Below are 25,275 nucleotides of genomic sequence, written 5' to 3' on the forward strand. Positions count from 1 at the left end.
GATTTGGCCCCGGCGGTAGGGAACGGGGCTGTCTTGGATTCAGTCTTAAATAGTTGAAGTCGTTAAGTATTTTCTGCGTAGTCCCGTGGTTTTTGCCACAGTTGGATGTCCTAAGGATGGGTGTTCGATTTCGGCGCGGCAAGGTATTTTCGGTAGTCCGATCACGCTATCGAGCCGAAAAATCGCTCGGCTTGACAGAAGGGTTGGTTTAGCTGCGTTCACCAAGTGTTCTTATCTCATCTCGAGATTAGCTCCGGCCAGCCAGAAGGTGCCAGTCGAATTGGAGTCGAAATACCAATACTTCGAGGTATCGGTCGCCTGAGCTTGGCACGCCGAGTGTCAGTGCCGACTAACCGAAGCGTAAAAGGCAGCGAGGTTCCCATAGCTGCGTCCGACTATTGACGACACAGCCACCCCGTCCGACACGTTCATTGGTTCGTAATGTCGCCCTTGAGAGAGTAGCCGATCATCAGCACGTCCTTGCGGGTCATCTCGTCGATCTCATGCGCGGCGAGGACCGACATGATGTCGTCGATTGCGGCCATGTATTCTCCGGTGCTGATATTCATGCCCCGATGCGCCGCCACCATGTCGCGCCCGGTATATTGCTCGGGGCCGCCACTGCCTGCGCCGAAGAAAGCGCAGAGTTGGGCCTTGGCGTCTTTCAGGTCGTCCGGTCTTTCGCGGTATGGCAGGAAACGGGCGCTGATTGCGGGGTTTACCATATGCGCCTCGAGGACATCGTCGACGAGCGCCTTGATCCCGGGCTTTCCGCCCAGCCGGTCGTAGAGGGTCTGTTCCATCGCTCTTGCTCCTTGTTCGCTATCCGAAGTGTTTGCTGCTTTGACCCCGGGCGCTGGGTCGCGCCCGGGATGAGGGCTCATTGCGCGGCCTGCTGCACACGCTGCGGCTGGATGTTGTGATTGACCCGGAAGAGGTTCGTAGGGTCGTAGCGCGCCTTGATCTCCTGCAGCCGGTTGAGGTTGCCGCCATAGGCCTCGGCAAGGCGATCCGCGTCATCCGCTGGCAGGAAGTTCACGTAGACACTGGGCGCCGCATCCGTTGCCGTTGCGTTGAACAGATCGCGCGCCCACGCGATGCAGGCCTTGTCCTTCGCGGGGTCGTCCCAGCGGGTGTGAACGTTCATGGTGAAGTGGCTGTCGCGCTGCGGATAGGCGGTCGCGTCCGACGGGACGCGGGCCATCGCGCCGCCGACATGGGCGATGAAGATCTCGCATTGCGGATCGGGAAGCTCCTCGACCGCGCCGAGTATCGCCTCCATCGTGCCGGACCCGAGCTTCAGGAAGTCCCGGCTCTTCCAGTAATTGCGCGCGCCGGGCGTCAGCAGCGGATCGAAGGCCGCCTGCCAGCCGGTGAAGGGATGCGGGCCGATCACATCGACAATGGGCGTGCCGAGGGCGCGCAGCTCGCGCATCGCCTCTTCGCCCTTGGCCATGTCGCCGACGTAACAGGCCGCGAAGATCAGCACCTCTCGTCCATGCCAGTCTTCCGGCAGGAAGGGCAGGGGCGGCGCCTTGCGCAGGACCGACCAGACCGTCAGCTCGTCCGGCGCCTTGTCGCATATCTCCTGGAATTTCGGCAGCAGAGTGGCCGCCTCCGCGAAGGGATGGATGACGAGACCGGACAGAACCTCGGTGCCGATGGCGTGGCCCTGGAATTCGAAGGAGGACACCACCCCGAAATTCCCGCCCCCGCCGCACAGCGCCCAGAAAAGGTCCGGATGCTCCGTCTTCGACGCCTTGACGCAGCGCCCATCGGCCAGCACCACGTCGGCCGACAAGAGGTTGTCGACCGTCATCCCGTATTTCCGGGTGATCCAGCCGAAGCCGCCGCCAAGTGTCAGCCCCGCGATCCCGGTTGTCGAGTTCACGCCGACAGGCACGGCAAGCCCATGCACCTGCGACTCGCGATCGACATCGCCCAGTGTCGCGCCCGGCTCGGCCCGGACGGTTCCGGCCTCAGGATCGACGTGAACCGAGCGCATGCCCGACAGGTCCAGCATCAGCGAGCCGTCCTCGACTGCGAGACCGGCAATCTGGTGGCCGCCGGACCGAACGGCCATCCGAAGCCCTTTATCCTTGGCAAAGGCGACCGCAGCCTGAATGTCGCTGGCTCCCATCGCATGCACGACGAGCCCCGGTTTGCGATCGATCATCCCGTTCCAGATCGATCGCGCGGTGTCATAGCCCTCATCTCCCTCGATCAGGGCCTTGCCGCGCAGAGCGGCTCCAAGGGCCTCCCGGTCCGCGCCGGTGATCTTCTTGCGCGTGCCGTCCAGCCCGTTCATTTCAATGATATCCGACATTTCTTTCTCCCTGTGAGATCATGGCGCACAGCGACGCGATCCACCCCTCGCGCGTCTGCCGCGTTCGATTGTTTGCGGTTCTGAAAGGATGAGCGCGCCGCGAGTCTCAAACCAGTGGCGAAACTGGACCGGCCCGCCCGGGCACAGGGTGAGCGCATAGAGTTGGATACAAGAAGCGCAATTTGCGCTATGCTGGAAAAAGCCATGGAGGAGATCTCCGATGTCCAACGCCAGCTATTTCCAGTTTTGCCCGGTCGCGATGGCCGCTGAAATCCTCTGCACCCGATGGACGATGGTCCTCGTGCGCGAACTCGTGGCTGGCTCGACCCGCTTCAACGATATCAGGCGAGGTGTCCCGCGCATGTCTCGCACACTGCTTGCGCAGCGCCTGCGGGAACTGGAAGCGGCAGGAATCGTCGAGAGACACCCGGTCGCGGGCACGCAAGCCGTCGACTACCTTCTGACCGATGCCGGGAAAGATCTGCTGCCGCTTGTCGAAGCCTTCGGCATCTGGGGGCAGAAATGGGTGGAATCCAAACCATCCCTGGAGCGGCTCGATGTGTCACTGCTGATGTGGGACATGCGCCGCAATCTCGATCCTTCCCCGCTTCCTCCGGGCCGGACTGTGCTGAATTTCCACTTCCCCGAGCTCGCGGCGTCGAAATCCTCGTGGTGGCTGATCGTGGAGGCGAACGGCGATGTCGATCTGTGTCAGGTCGATCCGGGCTTCGATGTGGACCTCTTCGTCACGACGGATCTGCGCACGATGACAGAGATCTGGATGGGCCTCACGACCGTATCGAAGGCCGCCCGCAAGCTCGACTTTATCGGGTCCCGAGACGTGGTGGCCTCGATGCAGAAATGGCTGGGCCTCAGCCCCTTCGCAGCCGAGAAAAAGCTCGCCTCCTGAGCCGCGTCGCCGTTCCGGTCAGCGCGTCGTCGACGGCTGTAGCAGACCGTGCCGGCATCGGTCACAGGCCGCACGTTCTGAAGGGCTACATGCCCATCAGCACCCGCGCGGCGTTGAAGAGCACTTTGGGGTCGAGGTCCGTACGTGCAACCGGCGGGGGAGGTGTGATCCGTCCCGTCAGGCTCGCAACCGCGGCCCGGGCCGAGCGGACGGAATATTCCACCGTGAAGACGCAATCGCGCGGGAGTTCGCAGAACTGCCCGATGATCGCGAAGTTGCTGGCACCGCTGGGCCGGGTGTCGGGGCGATCCCCGGGCTGACGCGGCATGAACTGGCTGGTGATGAACGGCATCCGGCAGGGGATTACGCGGGCGGTCTTGAACCAGCCCTGCTGTTCGGGCGTCAGGCCCATATGGCCGAACAGCTCGGTTAAGATCTCGTCGCCGGTCGCCTCCCACATCGGCTTTTTGGTGAAATCGCCGGGACGATCTCCGCGCAGGCCATATCCCCAGAAGACATAGGTGCCGTGTTTCTGGCCGCGGAAATGGGGTTGGTGAAAGAGCACGATCGAGAGCGTCCAGCCCGAATCCGCGAAGGTCACCAGCCCGCCCGTGCCCGTGCGGTTGCCGGTGAAATCCTCCATGAACTCGAAGAAATCGGCGCTGTCGAGCGTGACCGTGAAGGAATGCCACGCGGTTTTGTCAGTCTCGCCGCAGAACACCTCCGGGCGGCCGAAGCCCTCATGCTCCGCCGCCAGCTTTCGCCACAGCGTCCAGGCACCGCCCTCGTGGTCATCGCGGCTGGGCGCGCGATCGTTGGCCCCCGTCACCGAGCCATCGGTCATCGACCCTAGCGTGAGATAGACCCTGTCGGTCTCGGCTACCGGCACTTCCTGGCCACTGGCGAAAACCAGCGCACTGACGCGGCGGTCTTGCCGCGAGCCCTCAATCCGCACGTCGACGACCTGCGTTCCGGTGACGATTTGCATGCCTCGGTCGCGCAGCCAGCTCACGATTGGTGCGATAAGGGAATCATACTGATTGTAGCGCGTGCGCAGAATGCCGGCGATCCGGGTGAAACCGGGAAAGAGATGGATGAACCGTCGCAGGTAGCGCCGCATCTCGACCACGGAATGCCATGGTTGGAAGGAGAACATCGTCGACCACATCAGCCAGAAGTTGCTGGCGAGAAACGTGGGCTGGAACCAGTCCTCGATCGTCTGAGCTCCGAGTGTGCTTTCGCGATGCAGGATCAGGCGGTTGATATCCACGATGTCCTGCGCCGTGAGCGTGAGGTCAAAGCGGTCCTCTGCCGGTTTGCCGTCGCGCACGATGCGGCAATTGGCCGAGCCGGGCACCATGCGGTTGAAGGCGAAGATGTCCTGTGCTGCCGAGGTGGCGGGATCGTCCGCCGAGGGGATCGAGCCGAGCAGATCGAACGTGCAGGCGAAATGCTCCTCGAACATCCGGCCGCCGCGGACGAGATAGCCGTCCTCGCCATCGCCCGATCCGTCCAGCGAACCGCCCGCGGTGCCGAGTTGTTCGTAGACATGGATCGCCGCGCCATCCACGCCCGCGTCGCGTAGCAGAAAGACCGCCGTGGCAAGGCCCGCGATACCGCCGCCGACGATGTGATGTCGTTCCGTTGTCGCTTCCATCGCCGAGCCTCGCTCCCTGCAGTCCAGATTTCCTTCGCCCCCGTCGAAATCCTTGGGGACACAGCGAATTCTAGCATTTTATGAGAAGCGGACGAAGAAGATTGCTCGCCGAGTTTACGCCTGCTCCGCCCGCTTGCATGGTGATCAGGGAAGGCACGTCATGCGGCGGACTGCCGAAACTGTCTGAGCATGGGACCGGCCATTCGTGCCGGGTGCAGCTAATATCCATGCTCCCCCTTTGGCGAGAGGGAAAATCTCGGCCCATAGCGGACATCTATGGGCTGAGCGGCGAAGGTCAGCTTCGAATTGTTTATCTCGGTTCGGCTTCCGGATGTTCTCGTCGACTTTGGATGATGCTTCGGCCCCATTAACAGTTGGATCACTGCATGACTATTGTGGAGCTTGAGGCTGTCAAAAGGCTCTTTCGCGTTTGTCTGTTCCTGAAGCATTGGCGCAGCTTGCTGCATTACGCTGAACGATTTCGCGGCGGCCAAGCCAAGATCGCGCTGAACCCTATAGTTTCTCATAGATTGCGCGCGCGGGGGACTGTGACGTGAAATGCGCGTGATCGGTTCGAGTGTTTGGGCCGTGACAAAACACCAATAAATCGGGGTATTCTTATGACATTCAAATTCGCGCTCGCGGCGTCAGCCGCCTGTCTTGCGCTGGCCGCATGTAACAGCAGCAACGGGTCCTCCGCGGCGCTGACCTCGGCAGAGGCGCAAAACGTCGAAGCAACCTATTCCGACTACGCGGACAGGATCGGTACGGGCGACCTGACGACGACCGTGCCGACGGGGCAGGCGTCGATGTCGGGCTATATGGGCGTGAGCAACGTCAATCCCGACGACCCGACCACGACCGTGATGGGGGAACTGGCGATGGATGTCGATTTCGACGCGGGGACGCTGACCGGCAAAGGGTCCAATTTCGGCATCTATAGCGGCGACGTCCTGACCAAGGAAGCCGATGTGACAGGCTCGCTCGACGTTGCGGGCACGGTTTCGAGCTCGGACATGAGCGCGACCGCGACGGGTACGATGTCGGATGGCTCCTCTGCGGGCGCCGACTTCGCTCTGGATATGACCGGCAGTTTCTATGACGACGCGGGCACGCTGACTGCGGTGGGCGATATCTCCGGGACGATGACCGACGGCTCTGACGTCCAGAACGTCGACGGCAATTATTACGCTACCGAGAACTAAGGCGGGGCTTTTCCTGCACAGGCCGGGCGTTCTGCGCCCGGTCTCTTTCCGTCTCGCCGAGAGGCAAACGACAAGCGCGATGCGATACCGTTCTTCCTTCCTCCTGATCTGGCTCGCCTTCGCGCTTGTCGTCTGTCTGCTCTCACCGTCGCGCAGCTTTGCGGAACAGACGGTTTCGGATTGGCTCGGCGTGGCGAATGCGCAGCTCGCGCAGGGCAAACCGGGGCGGGCGCTTCTGATTTTCGGAGAAATCGCGGCGCGCCATCCGGAATTTGCCCCGGCGCAGACCGGGTTGGAGCAGAGCTTCACCAAGCTTGGCTCCGTTCGCCGCAACGAAGCGTTCCTGCGTTACGCGCTCGCCAAGGATCCAAAGCACGAAGCGGCGCTTCTCGCGGCATGGCAGGCGTTGGATCGGGCGCATCCGTTTCGCTTTTCCGCCACGGCCTCGATCTTGCCGAGCAGCAATGTCGATCACGTCGCCTCTGAACGGTATCTGGTGACCGATTTCGGCACGTTTCTGATAAATGATGGCGGCAACGAGACCTCCGGGGTCGGGCTCGGCTATGGCGCGAACCTTGACTGGTTCGTTCAGCCGCGCCCGGGGCATCGCCTCCGCCTGCGCGCCTCCTATGCGGGGGCTTGGTATCACACCGCGATTTTGCGCTATTCGGAACCCGGGCTCGCCCTGCGCTACGAGCATCTCGGTGGGGGTGCGCCTTGGTCGGTCGAGGCGTTTTTGCGCGACCGGCGCTATGGCGGCGGGTCGCAGGATATCACGTCGGACAACCTCACACGCGGAGTGCGGTTCGCGAAAGTGTGGCGGTCCGCAGGGGGCGGGCGCACGGTTTTCCGGCTGGACGGCGAGTATGCCAGCTACAGCGAGAAGCCCTACCTGACGGGCCCGAGATATTTCGTGGACCTCGCGCGCCGAACGAGATTGGGGCAACGTAGCGCCCTGAGCTATGGCCTGCGGCTGGAACGCGCCTTGCCGCGAAAGGATTACCATCGCTATTCCGGCGCTGAGTTGCGCGTGGGCTTTGACCGACCGCTTTTCGACGGAGTTCGTGGGGGGCTGTCGCTCAGCTACGGGGAGCGCCGCTACGACGCCGCCTTTCCGATCGTCGGGGTGCACCGTCGGGACCGGACCGCGAGCCTCGGGCTGAGCCTCGAATTGAAACGAGCGAAAATCCTTGGTCAAACGCCCCGGATCACCTGCAGCGCGCGGCGCACCCGGTCGAATGTCGCGCTCTACACGACGAACTCGGTTGATTGCGCTTTGTCCCTAAAGCTTGATTTTTGAACGAAATTCGGCATCTATGTCGCATGTTAATCGGTGAGCATTTTAGCTTCAGTGTTTTTCTCGGCGCATTGCTCGGCGGTCCGGTTGGCTTTGATTTGAAGAGTTTTGGGGGGGCCATGCCGAGTTTCGATCCGCGGCGCGTCGTTTTCCGAGAAACGCACGCAATTTTAGATTTGACCCGACCGCGCCGGCTGAACTGACACGATGCCACGTTTCATATCGCATCACGAAATTTATGATGCCGCGCTCGATGACGAGCTATTCACCGCGCTGCCAAACATGCTCGCGCAGGTGATCGGCATCCCGTCGGCTGTCTTCATCTGGCTCCATCCCGGCGATTATCGGGAAATCACCGCCGGAACGCAGGCGGATGCCAATCTCGATTACAATTCGTTCGAGGGTCACGATCCGTGGTTGGCGCACGGTACGCCGGATAAGTGCGGCACAGGCCTGTTTCGTTTGTCGAACCACGTGAGCGCTCAGGAATTCGAGCGCAGCGAAATGTATAACGATTTCATCGTGAAGAACGGTGTCGATCGCTACTGGTGTCTCGCGATGATGCAGAGCACGCGCGACGGTCTGGTCGCCACGGCCTTCCACAAAGGCAAGCGCGGGGGCGATTTCACCGATCCCGAGGTGGAGACTCTCGGTTTGCATGTCCAGGATCTGGGACGGCTGCACAAGATCCGTCGGGAGCTGCATCGCGCCAGTATCCAGCAGGTCACCGCGCCCGACTGCAGCCTGCTTGATGACGCCCCGATCTTCGAGCTCGACCACGAAGGGCGGCTCGTGCGGATGAACGGGAAAGCCGAGCTGCTGCTCGATCTTCATCCGCTTCTGGTGCTCGACTTCGAACGGAAATTACGGTCACGCGGGTCGATGCACGGGGTTTTGCGCCAAGCCATCGGACGGTCGACAGATGCGGTGAAGAGCCAGGCAGGCGCGCTCGACCTACCTCAAATGCGCGCGACTGACGGGCGAATTATACCGAAACTGAGGTTGAACCTCCTGCCGCGAACTGACGGGGGCCGGAAAGTCTGGGTTATCGCGACGAGTGACGAAGAGGATGGAATACGAAATCTGATCGCGGCCCCACGTGAGAAGATGCGGCTCACGCCACGCGAGCGGGACGTTCTTCAGGGAATTATCCAAGGCCGCAGGCGGGACCAACTCGCCAATGATCTCGACATCGCCATTCCGACAGTTGATCTACACAGCGCCAATCTCCGCCGCAAACTCGGGGCACGGACCATCGCGGAGGCCGTTGCCATCGCCTTGCAGTTTGGACTGATGTAGGTCCTGCGTGACGGTGTCGCTCTGGGACAAGGGCGACAATTCAATGGACGATCCGGGTCAAATGCCGCCCATGGGGTTCGGCATGATTGGCGCTGGAGGACAGGTTCAGAAGGCTACGATAACTGTGGCTGCGACACCCTCGGTCGGTCCTGCGGGCATCGCGTCAGTTCGCTGGACTACGCGGCTGCACCGAACAGTTACGCCTCACGACTTTTGAAAAAGCGTCGGACGTAGAAGCCGACCCCGATCAGGATCGCAACGAGCACCACGCCATTCAGGGCGTGCATCGTGTTGCGCAGGGCCGGACTTTGGTCCCACGCTTGGCCGAGCTTGAGGCCGACATAGGCGAGGACGAGGCACCAGGGCCAAGATCCGAAGAAGGTGTAAATCTGGAACTTCCAGAACGGCATCCGAGCGATGCCGGCCGGGAGGGAGATGAAGGTCCGCACCAGCGGCAAGAGCCTCGAGACGAAGACCGCGGCGCTGCCATAGCGGGAGAACCAGCGATCGGCCCGGTCCAGATCCGATTGGCTGAGCAAAATGTATCGCCCCCAACGTTCGACGGCGCGTCGACCGCCGTAAGCACCAATGAAATAGGCGAGGGTCGACCCGATATTGCAGCCGATTGCGCCAACGGTGGCGACGAGTAACAGCGAGAACTGACCTTTCGAGGCGAGATAGCCCGAGAAGGGCATGATCACTTCCGATGGGAGCGGGATACAGGCGGATTCGATCGCCATCAGCGCAGCGATACCGGCATAGCCCATGGAACTGATCGCATGGGTGATAAAGCCCGCGATGGCTCCCATCAGTCCTGAAATCATGTCTCATTCCTCCCGCGTCTGGCCCTGTGCTGCCCCTGAGGTTTCCGGCAAAGACCCTGCCTTGCGGTCGTGGGGTGATCTGAAGGTGTGGCGGCGGCGAAGACGGGAAAGAAAGCTCGCGAAACCGTGTCCCAGCCGCGAAAGTCATGGGTCGGGCGAGCTCACCGAGAAATGCGTGAATGCGTGCATTACACCCGCGTTTGTCCCGTCGCTGGTGGAGCGTCATTTGCGTGGCACATTTCACCCATCACAACGTCGGAAAGCGCATCTCCACCCGCAGGCCACGTTCGAGATTTTTCAGGCGCAGCTCGCCCCCGTGTATCTGCGCGATGGCGTCGACGAGGCTCAGACCCAAACCGCTGCCTTGGGTGTTGCGGCTCTGGTCGAGGCGGACGAAACGTTCGCGCACCCGCGCCAAGTCGCGGTCCGGGATACCGGGGCCGTTATCTGCCACGCTCAACACGACATGCTGGCTTGCCTCATGAACGCCAATCGAGACCCGTGCCGGGGACGGGCTGTAGCGAAGCGCGTTGTCCACGAGGTTCACGAGCGCCTGAAACAGAAGCTCGCGGTCGCCCTCGATGGAAATGCTCTCCGGCAGATCGAGCGCCAATTCCTGCCCTGCATCCTCCGCCCCCGCGCCAAGCATTTCCGCGACATCCTGGCAGAGCTGCGTGAGATTGACGGGCACACGCGTGATCTCGACCATTCCGGCCTGCATGCGGGACAGGCGCAGGATCGCGTCGAAGGTTTCCGAGACCTGATCGAGATCGTTCAGCGCTTTCCCGATCTCGCCGCGCTGCGTCAGCGGCAAGGACGCATCCAATGCCACCGGCTCGAGCCGCAGTCGCAGTCGGGCGAGCGGCGCGCGCAGGTCATGGGCGACATCGGTCGAGACCTGACGGATCGACGCGATCCCCGCCTCCAACTGGTCGAGCGCCTCATCCACGCTTTGCGCCAGACGCGCCACGTCGTCATCGCCTTCGTCGCGGATGCGCAACCCGTGGCGGCCCTCGCCGACCGCGTGAAGGACCTGCTCCATCCGGTCGATGCGGGCCTCGTTTCGCCGCGCGATGAATACCGCAAAACTGATCGACAGCAGAAGCGCGAGCCCGAGCCCCCAGCCGAAGCTTGTGGCGAGGATTTCGCCCTGTTCGCGCAGCCACGCATCGTCGCGCCCCGTCATCAGCCAGCCTGACGGAAGCTGCATTCCATAGGTGACGTAACCTTCGGGGACATTCGCACCGGGTGGGTCGAGCAGCGTCAGGCCGGCCCCCGGTTCGAGGTGTCGCGTACCTTCGAACGAGGCGGCGACGCGGACATTGCCAAGTGCGTCAGAGCCATCGGCCGGCGCGAAGGCCACGATATTCGCGCCGTCGCGGCTCGTCGTCATCCGCGCTGTGATCTGCTCGCTCAGGTCCTGCATGTCGGCGCCTCGGGCGGAGAGGGCGAGCGCCTCGGTATCGGCGCGGACCTCGCCCTCGAGGCGGAGGCTCATTTCCTTGGATTGCAGCACATAGGACACGCCGCCCGCGACGAGTGCCGCGAATGCGAAGACCGTGGAGATCGCGATGGCGAAGCGCATCGACCAAGTGAACGCACGCATCACGAGGCCTCGAACACGTAGCCGATCCCGTGCAGCGTGGTTAGGTAGGGGGTGGCGTAAGGCTTGTCGATCTTGCCGCGCAGACGGCTGATATGGGTCTCGACGACGCTGCTTTTCGGATCGAAATGGATGTCCCAGATCGCTTCCAGCAGGATCGTCTTGGTCTGGACCCGGCCGGGACGTTCCATGAAGTGCTTCAGGAGCATGAATTCACGCGGCTGCAATTCGATGCACTGGCCGTCGCGCCACGCCTCGCGGGCGAGAAGGTCGAGCCGCAGATCGCCCTGCACCAGTTCGGTCACCTCTGCCTTGAGGGCAGGGCGGCGCGCAATCGTATCGATCCGTGCAAGCAGCTCCACGAAGGCGAAGGGCTTGACCATGTAGTCGTCGGCCCCCGCGCGCAGCCCGGCGACGCGATCCTCGACGCTGCCCATCGCGGTCAGCAGAATGGCGGGCGTGGCGATCTGCGCCGCGCGCAGTGCCTTCAGCAAGGCCAGCCCGTCGAGACTCGGCATCATCCGGTCGAATATGAAGAGGTCGTAGCTCTGCGCGGTCGCTTGCGTCAGCGCCTCGCGCCCGTCGCGGAGCAGGTCGACGGCATGCCCTTCTCCGGTCAGCCCCTTGCGCAGGTAGTCTCCGGTTTCGGCATCGTCTTCGGCAATCAGGATTTTCATCGCACCATCCTTCGATAACGGACCGGGATTGTCACGGGCGGCTCCGCAAGGTCTGTGCGATTTCTTACAAATTCGTAAGACGGGAGCAAAACGCTTCGTCCTTCCGCAGGGGATTGCTGGCGGCATCGATGTGGATGCATCGCAAGCAATGAGGACCTTATGCGAAACCTGCTTCTCTCCGCCGCGCTGATCGCGGTGCCGGTCGCGTCATTTTCAATGGTCGAAATGGCCATGAGTACGGGAGCGCCGGGCGCTTCCGCGCCGCAAGCTGCAAGCCTCGGCGATATGAGCCCTTACGAGACGATCGTGAGCGATACCCAGACGCTTGCCAAGAAAGGCGAGTTCACCGCCGCAGAGAAACGCATCACCGATCTGGAGACCCTTTGGGACAAGAACGCGGCCAAGCTGCGCAAGGCCGATCCTTCGGCCTGGGGCGTGATCGACGGGGCGGCGGACAAGGCTTTCGCCGCCCTGCGCACGAAGTCGCCGGACGCGAAGAGCGTGATGCAGAGCCTTGACGGGCTGCAGACCGCGCTTGCCGATCCGGTGCCCTCGGAAGTCGGGGCCGTGCAGAAAGTCGCGGGCATCGCGGTGACCGACAAGACCGGCCACGCGCTGCCCTGCGAGGCGATGATCGGGCAAGTGCGAGATACGCTCGGCGGCAAAACCGCGTCGCAAGCGGTCTCCGATCTTCAGGCGAAAGCGCTCGAGCGCTGCAACGCGGATGACGACACCCGCGCCGATGCCTTCTCGGCGCAGGCGCTGGCAATGCTGAACAACTGAGGCGCATCATGAGCTACCAACAGACTTTCATCTACCCCGACGAAGAGTTGACCAATCCGGTCAGCCGCGTTCCCGAGGTCACGCCGGGCTTCTGGCTCATCAAACTGATGGCGGTGACGATGGGCGAGACGGCGGCCGACTTTCTGGCCGTCAATCTGGGCCTCGGCCTGACCGCGACGACGATCCTGATGACCGTGATCCTCGCCCTCGTGATCCGCTGGCAATTCGCGCAGCGCCGTTATGTGCCCGCGGTCTACTGGTCGGCGGTGGTGCTGATCTCGATCGTGGGGACGCTGATCACCGACAACATGACCGACAATCTCGGGATTCCGCTGATCGACTCGACGATCGGGTTCACGATCCTGCTGGGCGCGACCTTTGCGGCGTGGTTCGCCTCCGAGCGCACGCTCTCGATCCATGAGGTCTACACGGCCCGGCGCGAAGGGTTCTACTGGCTCGCGATCCTGTTCACCTTCGCGCTCGGCACGGCGCTGGGCGATCTGATCTCGGAGCAGTTCGGCATCGGCTATCTCGCGACCGGCATCCTCTTCGGGCTGATCATCGCGTCGCTCGCTTCGGGATATGCCGCGCTCAAGCTCGACGGGCTCTGGGCGTTCTGGCTGTGCTATATCTTCACCCGCCCGCTGGGCGCGTCCTTCGGCGATCTTCTCTCGCAGCCTACCGAGTATGGCGGGCTGGGCTTCGGCACCATTCCCACCAGCCTCGGCTTCCTTACCGTCATCGCGATCACCGTCGCCGCGATGACTGTGAAACGCAGGCGCGTCTGACTCCCTTTCCAGATCGTACGCCGCGTGGCCCTTCGTCCCGACCGTCCGGGGCGGAGGGTTTTTCGTTCCGGCCAAGCGAGAAACCCAGCTTCTCACGGATTTGTAAGAAACGGGCGAATTCGATCCGGAACGCGGCGGGCAAGTTCCTTTCAACATCAAAAGGAGGTGCCCAGAGATGCAAACAGACACACCGGCCGTCAGCACGCGGGGGCTTACCCTGCGCTACGGCGATTTCACCGCGCTCCAGCCGCTCGACCTCGACATTGGCCGTGGCGAGATCTTCGGATTTCTCGGTCACAACGGTGCGGGCAAGACGACGACGATCCGGCTTCTGACGACGCTTATGGAGCCCAGCGGCGGCACGGCGAGCGTCGCCGGCTGCGACCTCGCGCATAACCGGATCGCGCTGCGCCGTGCCATCGGCTACCTGCCCGAGAACGTCCGCCTCTACGATACGCTCACCACGCGCGAGAACCTGCGCTTCTTCGCGGCCCTCTCGCGGATCGAGGACGCCCGCGACCGCGTCGAGGAGGTGATGGAGTTTCTCGGCATCACCGATCTCGCCGACCGCCGGATCGCGACCTTCTCGAAAGGGATGCGCCAGCGGGTCGGGCTCGCGCAGGCCATCGTGCATCGCCCGCAGGTCCTGTTCCTCGACGAACCGACCTCGGGGCTGGACCCGATGGGGGTACGCCAACTGCGCGAGGTGCTCGAGCGGCTGAACGCGCAGGGCATGACGATCTTCATGAACACCCACCTGCTGAGCGAGGTGGCGCGGTCCTGTTCCTCCATCGGCGTGCTGTCGCATGGCCAGCTGGTCTTCCACGACACGATCGAGACGGTCAACGCGCGCTACGGCTCGGAAGAGGCCCTCGAGGAGCTTTACCTCTCGGTGGTGCCGGATCGCGAGGTCGCGGCATGACACCCTCCACGATCTTACGCCGCCACGCGCTCGCCGCGCTTGCGCGCGAGCGGACGATCGCGCTGGTGGCCGCTTTGTTCGCCGCGCTGGTGCTGGTCTCGGCCTATCTGGGCTGGTCCGCGACCTCGACGGTCGACGCGATCTACGCGAGCGCCACGCATTGGTTCGAAGCCAATGGCAAGCCGGTGCCGCCGAACCCGGTCACGCAGGGCTCGCCGCTGGCGCTGCTGCGCAATCTCACGATCTATATCAGCCTGATCGGCGCCTTCTCGGCCATCGTGATCGGCTACCGCATGGTCGAGACCGACCGCCGGGCCGGGGTGCTGCCGCTGATCGGCGCGCGCCCGCTGGAGCGCCTCGATTACGCCCGCGGTAAGGTCTCGGCGCTGGCGCTGGCCGTCGGCGGTCTCGCGGCGCTTGCGGGTGTGGTGGGGGCTGCAACCCTCGCCATCCTGCCTTCGGTGCATCTCGCCGCAGGGGATTGGGCGCGGCTGGCTGCGTTCTTCACATTGGGTTGGCTCTACATGATGACCTTCGGGCTGATTGCGATCGGCGCTTCGGCGCGGGCGCGCAGCGAAACCGTGGGGCTGATGGTGCCGACGGTCGTGTGGCTGGTGCTGACCTTCGTCTGGCCTGCGCTGACCGGGAACATCCTGCCCACCGCTGCGATCAACCCGATATCGGCCCTCGCACCCGCCCCGCAATCCACGATCTTCGACCTCTCCGCAAACCTGCTCGGGCCGTTCTCGCTGGCCGAAGCCTACAAGTATCTCGGCGCGGAGCTGATGGGCTATCTGCCCGACGGCCTGCCGCCGCGCGGCGCGGTGCCCCCGCTGGTCGTGATGATGCTCTTCGCTGCGGGCTCCGGCCTCTATGCGCTGCGCGGCTGCCTCAAGCTCGACATGACGAAGGGAGGCCCCGATGCCTGATCTCTCCGCTATTCCCCCCATTGCGCTCAAGGACGCACGGATCGCGCTGCGCGACCGTTTCCTGCTGGCCGCGACCCTGGCGCTCGTCGCAGCCGCGCTGATCTCGCTGATCACCGGGACGGTCGCGATGCGCACCGATGTGGCCACCTACATGGCCGCGAAACAGCAACTGCTGGCGCTCGGCAAAAGCCTCGGTTCGATCGCAGCGCCCGAATTCTACCCGCTCAAGCTGATGCGCGGCACGATCGAGCAGATCGAGATCATGGGCGCAGTGATTGCGCTGATCGCGGGTTACCGCGCCGCCGTCGAAGAGCGCGGGCGCCAGACGCTGGCGCTGATCCTGACGCGCCCGCTTTCAAACTGGCAGTTCCTTGCCGCGAAGCTGCTAGGCGGGGCCGGGTTGATGGCGACCGCGCTGGCCTTCGTCTTCGCGCTTTGCGCCGTAGTGCTCGCGCTTGGTTCGGGCATCGGCATCGGGGCGAAAGACCTGATGCGCCTCGCGATCACCTGGGGGGCCTCGACGCTCTATCTCAGCGCGATCTTCGCGGTGGGCTTCGGCCTCAGCCTCTGGCTCAAAAGCCCGGCGAGCGGGCTGCTCTACGCCTTCGCGCTGTGGCTGCTGGTGGTGCTGGTGGCACCGCAGATCGGCGACACGATGGACCCCGACAATCAGGTCGCGGGCGGCGTCTTCGCGCAGCTTTCGATCCCGAAGGCCGAGCAGACCAGGATCAAGCAGGGCTTCGCCACCTACGAGACCATCCGCAACGGGATCGAGGTCTCGTCCGTGACCAAGCATTACGAGCGCTTCACCTTCGCGGTGCTCGGAATCAAGGACATCTACACCGGCAAAGCGCTCGGGCCGATCTGGGCCGACAAGAAGGGCGATGCCTGGTTCCTCATTCTCTTCACCCTCGGCCTCGGCGGGCTCGTCCTGCTGCGTCCGATCCGTGCCGATCGTCTGACCAAGGAGACCTGACGATGAACAAGACCCTTTCCACCCTCACCGTGCTGCTGATGCTCGCCGCTGGCGGCGCCCAGGCCGCGCAGACCGATACCGACAAGGATGGCGTGCCCGACATGGCAGAGCCTCTGCTGCACACCGATCCGCAGAACCCCGACACCGATGGCGACGGGCAGAACGATCTGGCCGACAAGGACCCGGTGGTGGCGCAAAGCCCGATCCAGCCCGGGGGAACTGCCGCGCCGTTCCATATCGGAGAGCTATTGGTCGAGAACAATGTCGACCCCGCGACCCATACGGACGCGCCAGATCACCTCGAGATCCAGCTGGTCAATGACGGTGCCAAACCGCTGAGCGGCTTCACCCTCTTCAACACGATCACCGACGCCGATAGCGGTGCGAAGGAGGCCTATATCCTGCACCCCGACGTGACCGTTCCCGCCAATGGCTCGGCCCGCATCCATGTCGATGACAGCGGCAAGCCGGGGCATCTGCGGGCGAACCCGAACTCGATCTACACCACCGCGCAATCGGCAAAACAGGTCGAGGTGAGCCTGCAGCTTCCGGGCTTTGCCGCGGTGACGCAGGGCGTCAAGAAAGACGCCGGTGGCGCCGAACAGGCGGATTGATCCCGAAACGATCGGATCGCGGCCCCGCTTCGCGGGGTCGCAGAGGGAGGCAGAGGCAATGAAACTCCGTAAAATCGCGCAGATCGTGGGCACCGTATTGCTCGGCACGCTCGCGGCGCTGGTGCTCTATTTCGGATATCTTCAGGTGACTGGAAATTTCCACACCGTGGTGGCCGGCGAATTCTACCGCTCGAACCAGCCGACGGCCGAGCGGCTGAAATCCTACAAGGAAAAGGACGGCATCCGATCGGTTCTCAACCTGCGCGGAGCCCATCCGGGACAGGCATGGTACGACGAAGAGAAAGCCGCGGCGCAGCGGCTGGGGCTGACGCTGATCGACTTTAAAATGTCCGATCACGAGGTCCTGAGCCCCGCGCGCATCGCCGCGTTAGAAGCCGCCATGGCCGCCGCGCCGAAACCCTTGCTGGTCCACTGCAAAGCCGGTGCAGATCGCACAGGATTGGCCGCGGCCCTTTATCTCACGCATCAGAAAAAGCGCTCGCCGTCCGAGGCAGGCTGGCAGTTGTCTCTAATCTACGGTCATCTCGGCGTGCCCCGGCTTTCCAGAGCTTGGCCGATGGACCAGACATGGATAGCGGCCAACAGTTGACGAATGTTCAACCTCTTGGTCGCAGGTCTTATGATGGTGGGAAAGTCTCGTTTTTCTCGTGAGCGGACTTTCGAGAGACGCGCAGCGAAGGTCGGCTCTCCGCCCAGGCCACCGAGCGGGTAGCGGTCGGCCCTAAGCTGACATCTGTTTTTGTGAGAACGCTGCGTGAGAACGGCGGAGCAATAGTCGGCCACGGTAGCGGCGGGATGCTCCGGCCGCGGGCGGCGTAGAAGCCGTCCACTTTTGCCACTTTCTGGCGACACGGAGGGTGCGAGGATTTTCACCGTGGACTTGTTTCGCAAGGTTCGACTTGCCTGCGCCGAGGAGATCGTCAAGCTTGCCACCGCAAGCCTGCCGGTTCGGTAATCGAGGAGGAGCCGATGTCGGAGACAATGGAAGAGGGGCGTGCCAAGCCCCGGCCCGCCGATGACGTGGCGCGCGAGGTCGATCTGCCGTGGTGCCAGCCCAAGCCCGGCCACGAGGATGTCCGCGCCCCCGATCTGATCCGCGAGATCATGGCGCATCCGAACTACCTGCAGGCCGATGAGGATGTCGATTTCCTCAACCGCGACGAGATGCGCGGCCCGCGCCTGCAGCTCGATTACCAGAAGGCCGAGACGCTGCTGCGCGAACAGGGCATCGCCCATTCGATCGTGGTCTTCGGCGGCACCCGCATCCCCGAACCGCAGGCCGCGCGCGAGAAGCTGGCCGAGCTGGAGGCCGGCAGCGCCGCCGACCCCGGCAATGACGATCTGACCCGCCGCGTCGAGATCGCCAGGCGCATCGTCGCGAAAAGCCGCTATTACGACGTCGCCCGCGCTTTCGGCCAGATCGTCGGTGCGCGCGAGGGCACGCATGGCAACCGTCTGGTGATCGTCACCGGCGGCGGGCCGGGGATGATGGAGGCCGCCAATCGCGGCGCCCATGATGCGGGCGCGCGCACGGTGGGGCTCAATATCACGCTCCCGCACGAGCAATTCCCCAACCCCTATATCACGCCCGGCCTGTGCTTCCGCTTCCGCTATTTCGCGCTGCGCAAGCTGCATTTCCTGATGCGCGCGCGGGCGCTCGTGGTGTTTCCGGGCGGCTATGGCACGCTCGACGAGCTGTTCGAGACGCTCACGTTGATCCAGACCCGCAAGATCCGCCCGTTGCCGGTGATCCTTGTTGGGCGCGACTATTGGAGCCGGGTCTTCGATCCGGATTTCCTTGTGGAGGAGGGGGTGATCGACCCCGAGGACCGCGACCTGTTCTGGTATGCCGAAACCGCCGATGAGATCTGGGAGGATATCGGGCGTTGGTATGCGCAGTTCGGTCGCAATATCGACGAACCAATGGGAGGAGAGGATGAAGATTTCATTTCACGGTGCCGCGCATGAGGTGACGGGGTCCTGCCATCTCGTCGAATGCGCGGGGCGCAAGATCCTGATCGATTGCGGCATGTTCCAGGGGCGCTCGGAACTGACCGAGGACAATGCCGCGAAATTCGGCTTCGAGCCCTCCGAGATCGACATGGTGCTGCTGACCCATGCCCATCTCGATCACTGCGGGCGGCTGCCGCTTCTGGTCAAGCGCGGCTTCAAGGGCGAGATCATCGCGACCTCGGCCACGCGCGATCTGGCGCGACTGGTGATGCTCGACGCGGCGCATCTGCAAGAGGAGGAGGCGCGCCATCATCACCGCCATGGGCGGCGCGGCGGGTCGCATGAGGCGCTTTACGACACGATGGATGCGCTCGACGCGGTCGATCGGTTCGGGCGCAACGCCACCTATCGCAAGACGCTTTCGCTATTCGACGGGATCGAGGCGACCTTTTTCGACGCGGGCCATATCCTCGGCTCGGCTTCGATCCGGCTTGACCTGACCGAGCATGGCCGCACCCGAAAGGTTCTGTTCTCGGGCGATCTGGGCCCCGACAATCGCCCGCTTCTCAACGATGCCGACCCGCCAGAGGATGCAGATGTCGTGGTTATGGAAACCACTTATGGCGAGCGCGACCATCGCGGGCTCGAGGCCTCAATCGCGGAATTCCTCGCCGCGATCCGCGCGACCACGGGGCGGGGCGGCAATGTCATCATCCCAACCTTCGCGCTGGAGCGCGTGCAGGAGCTGTTGTGGTTCCTGCGCGAGGGGATGGCCTCGGGCGAGATCGAGAAATCGCTGCGGGTGTTCCTCGACTCCCCGATGGCGATTTCCGCGACCCGGATCTTCGCGCGCCATGACGAGGCGTTGCGCCCGGAACTGGCCAAGATCATCCAGAAAGGGCACGATCCTTTCCAGCTGCCCGAGCTGCATTTCACCCGCGAGACGCAGGACTCGATCGCGCTCAACGAGATCCGCTCGGGCGCGGTCATCATGGCGGGCTCGGGGATGTGCACGGGCGGGCGGGTGCGCCATCACCTGCGCCACCACCTCGCGCGGCAAGAAAGTGCAGTGATCTTCGTGGGCTATGCCGCCGAAGGGACGCTCGCGCGGATCATCGTGGACGGGGCGAAGCACGTGAAGCTTTTCGGCGAGGAGATCCCGGTGCGTGCGCAGATCCACACGATCAACGGCTTCTCCGCCCATGCCGATCAGAGCGACCTGAAACGCTGGCTGGCCCGCACCCGCCACCCGGAAAAGATCTTCCTCGTGCATGGTGAGAAAAAGTCGATGGAGGCCTTCGCGAAAGGGCTCGACCCGGCGAAGGTGGTGATGCCCGAGCTGCATCAGAGCTTCGAGCTCTAGCCGCGCTCACAGCCCCGGCAGGTCGATCGCGACGGCCGCGTGATCGCTCGCATGGGGGCGGTGGCGGCCGATGCCGGGCAGGTGCTCGCCTTGATAGCGGGCGGCCTCGGTGCCCAGCCCTTTGCGCAGGATACGCGGCACCGCATCGGGGTAGCGCGCGGCCAGCGCAGGCGAGGCGAGCAGCACATCGGGGCAATGGTAGCGCCCCGAATGCGGATCATAATAGGTCCAACGTTCGGACCGGGGCATCCGTGCCATCAGATCCACGCTGAACCCGTGTTCAAGCGGCGCGGTCGCGCGGGGCAGGGGCAGCTCGGGGTCGTCGGGTTCGTTGAGATCGCCAAGGATCAGCCAGAGCGCTTTGGCCGCATCGTCGAAGTGCTGCTCGATCAGCGCCCGCGTCGCCAGCGCCTCGAGGTGCCGGGTGCGCCAGGCGGCGGCCTCGTCGGGGTAGGGCGATTTGAAATGCGTCACGAACAGCGTCAGTGCGCCCACTTCGACCATCAGGCAATCGCGGCGGAAGACCGGCATCTCGGGGTCGACGCCCTCGGGCAACTCCAGCCCCAGATCGCCCGGCGTCAGAGCGGCATGGCTGCGCACCGCTTCCAACGCGCGGCGCGACAGCACCGCCAAATCGAGCCCGCGCCCGTCATTGCCCGGCAGGCAGACCCGCTCGGGATAGGGCCGCGTGCCGGTGGGCAGCAGGTAGCACGCGTGGAAGTGCTCCAGCGTCGCGAGGTCGAACACCTCCTGCAGCGCGACCAGATCGGCGTCGATCCCGGCGAGCAGTTCCGCCGTCAGCCGCCGGTCGATCGGATCGAGGCGCGGGTCCTCGGGGTCGTCGCTGTCCCAAGCCCCATGCAGCCGCCCCAGCTCCCGGTTCGGCAGCAGGCGCATGTTTTGGGTGTTGAGGCTCGCGATCCGCATCTTGGCGTCAGCATCGCATGGGCAGGGCGGTTTGGAACAGCGCGAATGCGTCCTTTGATCCTCCCCCAATCAAGTGGTCCGCCGGTATGTTTAGGAAAACGGAGGATCAGAATGGCTACGAGGCGACACAAGCCGGAAGAGAGTGTCACGGTGTGAGGGGACCGCGGCCCCAGTGGGCCCGCGCAAGCCCCGATCACGCGGCAAGTTGAGGTGCTTGACCACGTCGCAGCCAGAAGAACGAGATGTCGCTGAACAGCAGAAAACCGACATTCGGCAGAAGCGCAGCGAATGTCAGCTTTCCGTCCTTCCCTTCAGGTGCTGCGAACGGCCCAAAGTGGCCGTTAATAATTCCTGCGGCAGAAGACCGATTGCTGCACGGTGAAAATGTTACCCTGAAATTTTCGATCTGCCGCGAAGACTCTGTCTGGTCGTCGGTGCGGTCTCGTGCGACTGCCGCTCGGGACCGCCTGAGCCTCAGAACCGGGTGCCCCAATACGGGTGAAGGTCGTCGATCACCAGCGGATGGCGATGCGTGCGATGGCCCTGAAGATGCGGATGATCAGGCGAAAGATTGTCGTGGCTATGTTCCAGCGTGACCGGATCGCCGGAGGGCCAGACTCGCAGCGCCACGATCAGGCCGAACGTCGCCAACCCTGCGAGCCCGAGAAGCGCAGTGACCGCGCCAAACTCAGTCATCAGCCAGCCGGAGAGTGGATAGGTCATCAGCCAGCAGGCATGGCTCAGCGCAAATTGCGCGGCGAAGAGGGCCGGTCGATCCTCGGAGTGCGAGGACCGTCGCAGCAAGCGACCCGACGGTGTCAGCACTGCCGAATAGCCCAAGCCCGTCGTCAGCCATGCCGCGAGCAGCAGAGGCCAGCTCAGCCCGATGGCCGAGATCGCTACGGCAAGGCCGAGGAGCGTGCCGATCATCACCGCTGCACCGGACAGCATCACCGGGCGATCCGGCACGCTCTCGAGCAGGCGCGGCAGGCCGAGCGCCGCCAGCATCGACCCCGCCCCAAAGGCGAACATCGTCCAGGCCAGATCGCTGTCCGCGAGGTTGAGCCCGCCGCGCACCAGCACGACCGAATTCACCAGCACCATCGCGCCTGCAGCCGCCGCGGCGAGGTTCACTGCCAGAAGTCCTCGCAGCCGTGGCGTCGCAAGATAGATCCGGATGCCGCGTGTGGTCCGGTCGTAGATGCCGCGCCGGGTTGCCGCCTGCGGATTGGGAAGCATCACCGACACAACCAGCAGGGCCGAGCCCGCAAACCCCGCGACCGTGCCGAGAAACAGGCTGTTATAGCTCATCACCGCGAGCAGCAGCGCCGCGAGCGTGGGACTGACGATATTCTCAAGGTCATAGGCCAGTCGGGACAGGGAAAGCGCGCGGGTGTAGCGCTCTTCTTCCGGCAGCACCTCCGGCAGCGTCGCCTGAAATGTCGGGGTGAAGGCGGCGGAGGCCGATTGCAGCACGAAGATCAGCACATAGACTTGCCAGACCTCGGTTACGAAAGGCAGCGCCAGTGCTGCGCAGGCCCGGACGAGGTCGAGCGTAACGAGCAGCGCCCGCCGGTTCACCCAGTCGGCGAAGGCGCCTGCCACCGGCGCGATGCCGACATAAGCGACCATCTTGATCGTGAAGACCGTGCCCAGCACCATCCCCGCATTGTCCCCCGCCAGATCATAGGCCAGCAGCCCGAGCGCCACCGTGGCGAGCCCGGTGCCCAGAAGCGCTACGATCTGCGCGGCGAAGAGATGGCGATAGGTTCTGTCTGCGAGGATGGCGAGCATGGGCTCATGAATAGCTTGAAATGGCCTCGCGGTCCAAGCGACCCCTCTCGGTCTTCGGATCGGGGACCTGATCCAAGCGGTCATGGGAAGGGGCCAGCTTGGCGCTCGGGAGATCGCGCCCGACGGCTCTCGAATGTTCCCCGAGTCTGATCTCCGAGCGCAGCCCGATCATTCTTCGAGCGCTTTTCGGCGGGCCTGATATTCCTCGGGATCGATTTCTCCCTTCGCAAGGCGTTCCTTGAGAATGTCGAGGGCGGTGCTCTGGCTCCGTCCCGGTCCGCGCTCCATCAACCAGCGTACGGCAAGCACGGCGAGGACGATGAGCACGCCCCAGAACACAACCATCATGCCGACACCGAAGAAGCCGTAGCCTTCGCCCCACATCATCGGATGCCCGTAATAGCCCTCTGCGTAGCCGCCCGGAGCATCGGCGAAAGCGACTGCCGGGGCGAGGGGTGCGAGACATGCAGTGAAAAGAGAAAGTTTGGTCATAGTCGCCTCCACGCGTTTGTTTTGGCGTCGATACACCTTTGATGAGTGCCGGACATTGAGCCAGATCAACGGCGCGCTCCGAAGGACGCCACAGCGTAGGAAAATCATTGGCTGAAGGCGAGTTGCCGGTAGGCCGCCTCGGCCATCGGCCAGAGCGCGGTGCCGCTCAAAGGTGCGGACAAGGCGAAGCCGTAGCCCCGATCCACCCAGATCAGACTCGCCACACCATCCGCTCCCTCGGTGAGGCGAAACGCGGTTTCTCCGGTGGACAGCGCCGTGACATAGAGCGTCAGCCGCGCCCCCGCTTGGGTTTCATACATCAGCTGCGCGGCGGGGCCTTGATCGGCGGGCAGCAGGCGCCCGCCCACGAGGCTGTAGCCTTGCGCCGAGAGGTCCGGGGCGACCAGCTTGCGGTCGAGCCGTTTCGTCAGCCAGGCCATCAGGTGATCGCGCTCCCGTGCGGCCACTTCGACCGGATGGACGACCTCCACCGTGTAGACCGCATGGGCGACCTGAGCCTCGCGGGCGAGCTCTCTCAGTGGGGCGGTCGGTGGGGCGCTCCCATCCTGACGAGCCAGCCCCCAACCGGCGCCAAGCCCTGCGGCAAAGAGCGCAAAAGCGGCCGCCATCCGTGTCCAGCCCGGTCGGTTCGGCGGGTCGATGCGCAGCCGCGCCGGGATAGGCGCGGCGTGAATCGGCGCGAGGGCCGCGCGCAGGGCGTCGCGATCGGCGCGCATCGCGGAGAGCCGCTGCGCCAGCGCGGGGTCCGCCGCGAGCTTCATCTGCACCCGGGCGCGGGCCTCGGGCGGGAGCCGATCATCGAGATAGGCGTGCAGCTCCGCCTCGTTCAGCATGTTGGCCTCGACATGGGGATCTGTCATTTGAGCCTCCGCAGATGGGGACGGCGCGGGCGGTCGGGGCGGTCATGGCCGGTCATCTCGCGCAGCGCCTCTCGTCCGCGGGCAAGGCGCGACATGACCGTGCCCTTGGGCAGGCCGAGGATCCGGGCGACCGCCTCATAGCTGAAATCCTCGACACCGACCAAAAGCAATACCTCCTGCTGCTCGATCGGGAGGCGCGCCAGGGCCCCCAGCACATCGCCGAGAAACACGACCGTCTCGGCATCGGCCGTCGTCCCGGCGAGATCGTCGGGATCGACGGCGCCCGCCTCGGGGCGCCGCGCGCGATGACGATGCGCGTCGTGGTAGAGGTTGCGCAAAATGCGAAACAACCAGGCCCGCAGCTTGTCCTCCGAGCGCAGCAGGTGCCAGCGCGTCAGCGCCCGCGCGAGGCAGTCCTGCACCAGATCATCCGCCGCATCGCGCTCGCGGGTCAGCGCGAAGGCGAAGCGGCGCAGCGCGGGGATCTGCGCCTCGATCAGATGGCGGGTGCGAAGGGTCACATGGGCGGGCCTTGTTCGACCGGGCGGCCTCGATGGGACGCCGCCCGGAGATTGCGTCAGGGCTGGGCGACCTTCCAGGCGCCATTGGCGACGCCATCGCCGGTCACGTCGCCCGGTTTCATGTCGTTCTTCCAAGTATACAGCGGTTGGCCCTTATATGCCCATTGCTTCGTGCCGTCGTCGCGGGTGATTACGCTCCAGTCGCCCATCGCCTGATCTTCGGCGGTGGCCATCAGCGGCGGCCAGTTGGTGGCGCAAGGACCGTTGCAAGCGGACATGCCCTCGCTGTCCTTCGCGAAAGTGTAGAGCGTCATGCCCGCGGAATCGACCAGCGTTGGCCCCTTGGCGGTGTCGGTGACACTGGCGGGATCGGCTTGCGCAATGCTCGCGGCCAGCAAAACGGCAGTGGTCAGCAGAAATCGTTTCATCTTCCTCTCCTCTCGGAATTGGGTCCTGTAGGGAAGAAGACGACCCCGGCGCGGGAATAATCCCGGCCGGGGCAAAAAAATTTGA

Annotated in this window: 25 protein-coding genes; 13 read left to right on the top strand and 12 right to left on the bottom strand. The window is 64.0% G+C overall.

What is annotated here, in order from left to right; translation table 11 throughout:
- Nucleotides 1–428: 428 nt before the first annotated feature.
- On the bottom strand, nt 429–803 hold the full coding sequence (locus BMI88_RS06815; RefSeq protein WP_078519148.1) for a group 1 truncated hemoglobin: 375 nt from the start codon (nt 801–803) through the stop codon (nt 429–431).
- Nucleotides 804–880: 77 nt separating this feature from the next.
- Nucleotides 881–2,326: an FAD-binding oxidoreductase gene (locus BMI88_RS06820; protein ID WP_078547101.1), complete on the bottom strand. Its 1,446-nt coding sequence runs from the start codon at nt 2,324–2,326 to the stop codon at nt 881–883.
- A 220-nt stretch (nt 2,327–2,546) separates the two neighbouring features.
- Between BMI88_RS06820 and BMI88_RS06825 the strand changes: the two genes are divergently transcribed.
- Entirely contained in the window at nt 2,547–3,236 is a 690-nt protein-coding gene (locus BMI88_RS06825; RefSeq protein ID WP_078547103.1) for a helix-turn-helix domain-containing protein, read from the top strand.
- Nucleotides 3,237–3,321: 85 nt separating this feature from the next.
- Here BMI88_RS06825 and BMI88_RS06830 read toward each other — a convergent pair whose 3' ends face one another.
- Nucleotides 3,322–4,893: an oleate hydratase gene (locus BMI88_RS06830; RefSeq protein ID WP_078547105.1), complete on the bottom strand. Its 1,572-nt coding sequence runs from the start codon at nt 4,891–4,893 to the stop codon at nt 3,322–3,324.
- Nucleotides 4,894–5,513: 620 nt separating this feature from the next.
- On the opposite strand from BMI88_RS06830, the gene BMI88_RS06835 reads away from it, so the two are divergent.
- The 3 genes from BMI88_RS06835 (at nt 5,514) to BMI88_RS06845 (ending at nt 8,694) form a co-directional block, all read left to right on the top strand.
- Nucleotides 5,514–6,098 (top strand): hypothetical protein, encoded by a 585-nt coding sequence (locus tag BMI88_RS06835; RefSeq protein ID WP_078547107.1) that lies wholly within the window; start codon nt 5,514–5,516, stop codon nt 6,096–6,098.
- A 79-nt stretch (nt 6,099–6,177) separates the two neighbouring features.
- The gene (locus tag BMI88_RS06840; protein WP_078547109.1) at nt 6,178–7,398 is read left to right on the top strand and encodes a surface lipoprotein assembly modifier; all 1,221 of its coding nucleotides are present in this window, start codon (nt 6,178–6,180) and stop codon (nt 7,396–7,398) included.
- A gap of 279 nt (nt 7,399–7,677) precedes the next feature.
- Nucleotides 7,678–8,694 carry a LuxR C-terminal-related transcriptional regulator gene (locus BMI88_RS06845; protein WP_168173956.1) on the top strand — a complete coding sequence of 339 codons (1,017 nt, stop codon included), beginning with the start codon at nt 7,678–7,680 and terminating at the stop codon, nt 8,692–8,694.
- Between the two features lie 197 nt (nt 8,695–8,891).
- On the opposite strand, the gene BMI88_RS06850 is transcribed toward BMI88_RS06845, so the two are convergent.
- From BMI88_RS06850 to BMI88_RS06860, 3 genes are all read right to left on the bottom strand, one after another.
- Nucleotides 8,892–9,518: a DedA family protein gene (locus BMI88_RS06850; RefSeq protein WP_210402002.1), complete on the bottom strand. Its 627-nt coding sequence runs from the start codon at nt 9,516–9,518 to the stop codon at nt 8,892–8,894.
- Between the two features lie 247 nt (nt 9,519–9,765).
- Complete coding sequence (locus BMI88_RS06855; protein ID WP_078547113.1) at nt 9,766–11,124, bottom strand: HAMP domain-containing sensor histidine kinase; 1,359 nt, start codon at nt 11,122–11,124, stop codon at nt 9,766–9,768.
- Complete coding sequence (locus BMI88_RS06860; RefSeq protein ID WP_078547115.1) at nt 11,124–11,798, bottom strand: response regulator transcription factor; 675 nt, start codon at nt 11,796–11,798, stop codon at nt 11,124–11,126. Before BMI88_RS06860 ends, BMI88_RS06855 begins: the two co-directional genes overlap by 1 nt.
- 159 nt (nt 11,799–11,957) lie before the next feature.
- Here BMI88_RS06860 and BMI88_RS06865 point away from each other — a divergent pair, with 159 nt between their 5' ends.
- The 9 genes from BMI88_RS06865 (at nt 11,958) to BMI88_RS06905 (ending at nt 20,147) form a co-directional block, all read left to right on the top strand.
- Nucleotides 11,958–12,581: a hypothetical protein gene (locus tag BMI88_RS06865; RefSeq protein ID WP_078547117.1), complete on the top strand. Its 624-nt coding sequence runs from the start codon at nt 11,958–11,960 to the stop codon at nt 12,579–12,581.
- Nucleotides 12,582–12,589: 8 nt separating this feature from the next.
- Entirely contained in the window at nt 12,590–13,369 is a 780-nt protein-coding gene (locus BMI88_RS06870; RefSeq protein WP_078547119.1) for a hypothetical protein, read from the top strand.
- A 175-nt stretch (nt 13,370–13,544) separates the two neighbouring features.
- Entirely contained in the window at nt 13,545–14,291 is a 747-nt protein-coding gene (locus BMI88_RS06875) for an ABC transporter ATP-binding protein (RefSeq protein WP_077701066.1), read from the top strand.
- Nucleotides 14,288–15,220, top strand: coding sequence for an ABC transporter permease subunit (locus BMI88_RS06880; RefSeq protein WP_078547121.1), 933 nt, complete (start codon nt 14,288–14,290; stop codon nt 15,218–15,220). The genes BMI88_RS06875 and BMI88_RS06880 overlap by 4 nt, the downstream gene beginning before the upstream one ends.
- Nucleotides 15,213–16,196, top strand: a complete 984-nt coding sequence (locus BMI88_RS06885) for an ABC transporter permease (protein ID WP_078547123.1) — start codon at nt 15,213–15,215, stop codon at nt 16,194–16,196. The genes BMI88_RS06880 and BMI88_RS06885 overlap by 8 nt, the downstream gene beginning before the upstream one ends.
- Before the next feature lie 2 nt (nt 16,197–16,198).
- Complete coding sequence (locus tag BMI88_RS06890) at nt 16,199–16,810, top strand: hypothetical protein (protein ID WP_078547125.1); 612 nt, start codon at nt 16,199–16,201, stop codon at nt 16,808–16,810.
- A 58-nt stretch (nt 16,811–16,868) separates the two neighbouring features.
- Nucleotides 16,869–17,420, top strand: coding sequence for a sulfur transferase domain-containing protein (locus BMI88_RS06895; RefSeq protein ID WP_078547127.1), 552 nt, complete (start codon nt 16,869–16,871; stop codon nt 17,418–17,420).
- A gap of 380 nt (nt 17,421–17,800) precedes the next feature.
- A complete protein-coding gene (locus tag BMI88_RS06900) occupies nt 17,801–18,799 on the top strand; it encodes an LOG family protein (RefSeq protein WP_078547129.1) in 999 nt (332 codons plus the stop codon).
- Nucleotides 18,768–20,147 carry an MBL fold metallo-hydrolase gene (locus tag BMI88_RS06905; RefSeq protein WP_078547132.1) on the top strand — a complete coding sequence of 460 codons (1,380 nt, stop codon included), beginning with the start codon at nt 18,768–18,770 and terminating at the stop codon, nt 20,145–20,147. Before BMI88_RS06900 ends, BMI88_RS06905 begins: the two co-directional genes overlap by 32 nt.
- Before the next feature lie 6 nt (nt 20,148–20,153).
- Here the strand turns inward: BMI88_RS06905 and BMI88_RS06910 are convergent, their stop codons facing one another.
- The 6 genes from BMI88_RS06910 to BMI88_RS06935 all read right to left on the bottom strand — a co-directional run bounded on the left by BMI88_RS06910 (nt 20,154) and on the right by BMI88_RS06935 (nt 25,190).
- Nucleotides 20,154–21,074 carry an endonuclease/exonuclease/phosphatase family protein gene (locus tag BMI88_RS06910; protein WP_078547134.1) on the bottom strand — a complete coding sequence of 307 codons (921 nt, stop codon included), beginning with the start codon at nt 21,072–21,074 and terminating at the stop codon, nt 20,154–20,156.
- Between the two features lie 474 nt (nt 21,075–21,548).
- Complete coding sequence (locus BMI88_RS06915) at nt 21,549–22,868, bottom strand: MFS transporter (protein ID WP_078547136.1); 1,320 nt, start codon at nt 22,866–22,868, stop codon at nt 21,549–21,551.
- Between the two features lie 168 nt (nt 22,869–23,036).
- Nucleotides 23,037–23,360 (bottom strand): SHOCT domain-containing protein, encoded by a 324-nt coding sequence (locus BMI88_RS06920; protein ID WP_078519137.1) that lies wholly within the window; start codon nt 23,358–23,360, stop codon nt 23,037–23,039.
- A gap of 104 nt (nt 23,361–23,464) precedes the next feature.
- Nucleotides 23,465–24,241, bottom strand: a complete 777-nt coding sequence (locus BMI88_RS06925; RefSeq protein WP_078547138.1) for an anti-sigma factor — start codon at nt 24,239–24,241, stop codon at nt 23,465–23,467.
- Entirely contained in the window at nt 24,238–24,762 is a 525-nt protein-coding gene (locus tag BMI88_RS06930) for a sigma-70 family RNA polymerase sigma factor (RefSeq protein WP_246831831.1), read from the bottom strand. Before BMI88_RS06930 ends, BMI88_RS06925 begins: the two co-directional genes overlap by 4 nt.
- Before the next feature lie 56 nt (nt 24,763–24,818).
- On the bottom strand, nt 24,819–25,190 hold the full coding sequence (locus tag BMI88_RS06935; RefSeq protein WP_078547140.1) for a hypothetical protein: 372 nt from the start codon (nt 25,188–25,190) through the stop codon (nt 24,819–24,821).
- Nucleotides 25,191–25,275: the final 85 nt, after the last annotated feature.

The sequence above is a fragment of the Thioclava sp. F36-6 genome, assembly GCF_002020305.1.
In the GTDB taxonomy this organism is placed as follows: Bacteria; Pseudomonadota; Alphaproteobacteria; order Rhodobacterales; family Rhodobacteraceae; genus Thioclava; species Thioclava sediminum.

Bases quoted from the DNA above. Each gene is read 5' to 3' on its own strand.
- BMI88_RS06925 (WP_078547138.1), bottom strand. From the start codon at position 24,241: ATGACAGATCCCCATGTCGAGGCCAACATGCTGAACGAGGCGGAGCTG.
- BMI88_RS06860 (WP_078547115.1), bottom strand. From the start codon at position 11,798: ATGAAAATCCTGATTGCCGAAGACGATGCCGAAACCGGAGACTACCTG.
- BMI88_RS06935 (WP_078547140.1), bottom strand. From the start codon at position 25,190: ATGAAACGATTTCTGCTGACCACTGCCGTTTTGCTGGCCGCGAGCATT.
- BMI88_RS06900 (WP_078547129.1), top strand. From the start codon at position 17,801: ATGTCGGAGACAATGGAAGAGGGGCGTGCCAAGCCCCGGCCCGCCGAT.
- BMI88_RS06820 (WP_078547101.1), bottom strand. From the start codon at position 2,326: ATGTCGGATATCATTGAAATGAACGGGCTGGACGGCACGCGCAAGAAG.
- BMI88_RS06845 (WP_168173956.1), top strand. From the start codon at position 7,678: ATGCTCGCGCAGGTGATCGGCATCCCGTCGGCTGTCTTCATCTGGCTC.
- BMI88_RS06855 (WP_078547113.1), bottom strand. From the start codon at position 11,124: ATGCGTGCGTTCACTTGGTCGATGCGCTTCGCCATCGCGATCTCCACG.
- BMI88_RS06920 (WP_078519137.1), bottom strand. From the start codon at position 23,360: ATGACCAAACTTTCTCTTTTCACTGCATGTCTCGCACCCCTCGCCCCG.
- BMI88_RS06875 (WP_077701066.1), top strand. From the start codon at position 13,545: ATGCAAACAGACACACCGGCCGTCAGCACGCGGGGGCTTACCCTGCGC.
- BMI88_RS06865 (WP_078547117.1), top strand. From the start codon at position 11,958: ATGCGAAACCTGCTTCTCTCCGCCGCGCTGATCGCGGTGCCGGTCGCG.
- BMI88_RS06850 (WP_210402002.1), bottom strand. From the start codon at position 9,518: ATGATTTCAGGACTGATGGGAGCCATCGCGGGCTTTATCACCCATGCG.
- BMI88_RS06895 (WP_078547127.1), top strand. From the start codon at position 16,869: ATGAAACTCCGTAAAATCGCGCAGATCGTGGGCACCGTATTGCTCGGC.
- BMI88_RS06870 (WP_078547119.1), top strand. From the start codon at position 12,590: ATGAGCTACCAACAGACTTTCATCTACCCCGACGAAGAGTTGACCAAT.
- BMI88_RS06915 (WP_078547136.1), bottom strand. From the start codon at position 22,868: ATGCTCGCCATCCTCGCAGACAGAACCTATCGCCATCTCTTCGCCGCG.
- BMI88_RS06825 (WP_078547103.1), top strand. From the start codon at position 2,547: ATGTCCAACGCCAGCTATTTCCAGTTTTGCCCGGTCGCGATGGCCGCT.
- BMI88_RS06905 (WP_078547132.1), top strand. From the start codon at position 18,768: ATGAAGATTTCATTTCACGGTGCCGCGCATGAGGTGACGGGGTCCTGC.
- BMI88_RS06890 (WP_078547125.1), top strand. From the start codon at position 16,199: ATGAACAAGACCCTTTCCACCCTCACCGTGCTGCTGATGCTCGCCGCT.
- BMI88_RS06840 (WP_078547109.1), top strand. From the start codon at position 6,178: ATGCGATACCGTTCTTCCTTCCTCCTGATCTGGCTCGCCTTCGCGCTT.
- BMI88_RS06835 (WP_078547107.1), top strand. From the start codon at position 5,514: ATGACATTCAAATTCGCGCTCGCGGCGTCAGCCGCCTGTCTTGCGCTG.
- BMI88_RS06885 (WP_078547123.1), top strand. From the start codon at position 15,213: ATGCCTGATCTCTCCGCTATTCCCCCCATTGCGCTCAAGGACGCACGG.
- BMI88_RS06815 (WP_078519148.1), bottom strand. From the start codon at position 803: ATGGAACAGACCCTCTACGACCGGCTGGGCGGAAAGCCCGGGATCAAG.
- BMI88_RS06880 (WP_078547121.1), top strand. From the start codon at position 14,288: ATGACACCCTCCACGATCTTACGCCGCCACGCGCTCGCCGCGCTTGCG.
- BMI88_RS06830 (WP_078547105.1), bottom strand. From the start codon at position 4,893: ATGGAAGCGACAACGGAACGACATCACATCGTCGGCGGCGGTATCGCG.
- BMI88_RS06910 (WP_078547134.1), bottom strand. From the start codon at position 21,074: ATGCGGATCGCGAGCCTCAACACCCAAAACATGCGCCTGCTGCCGAAC.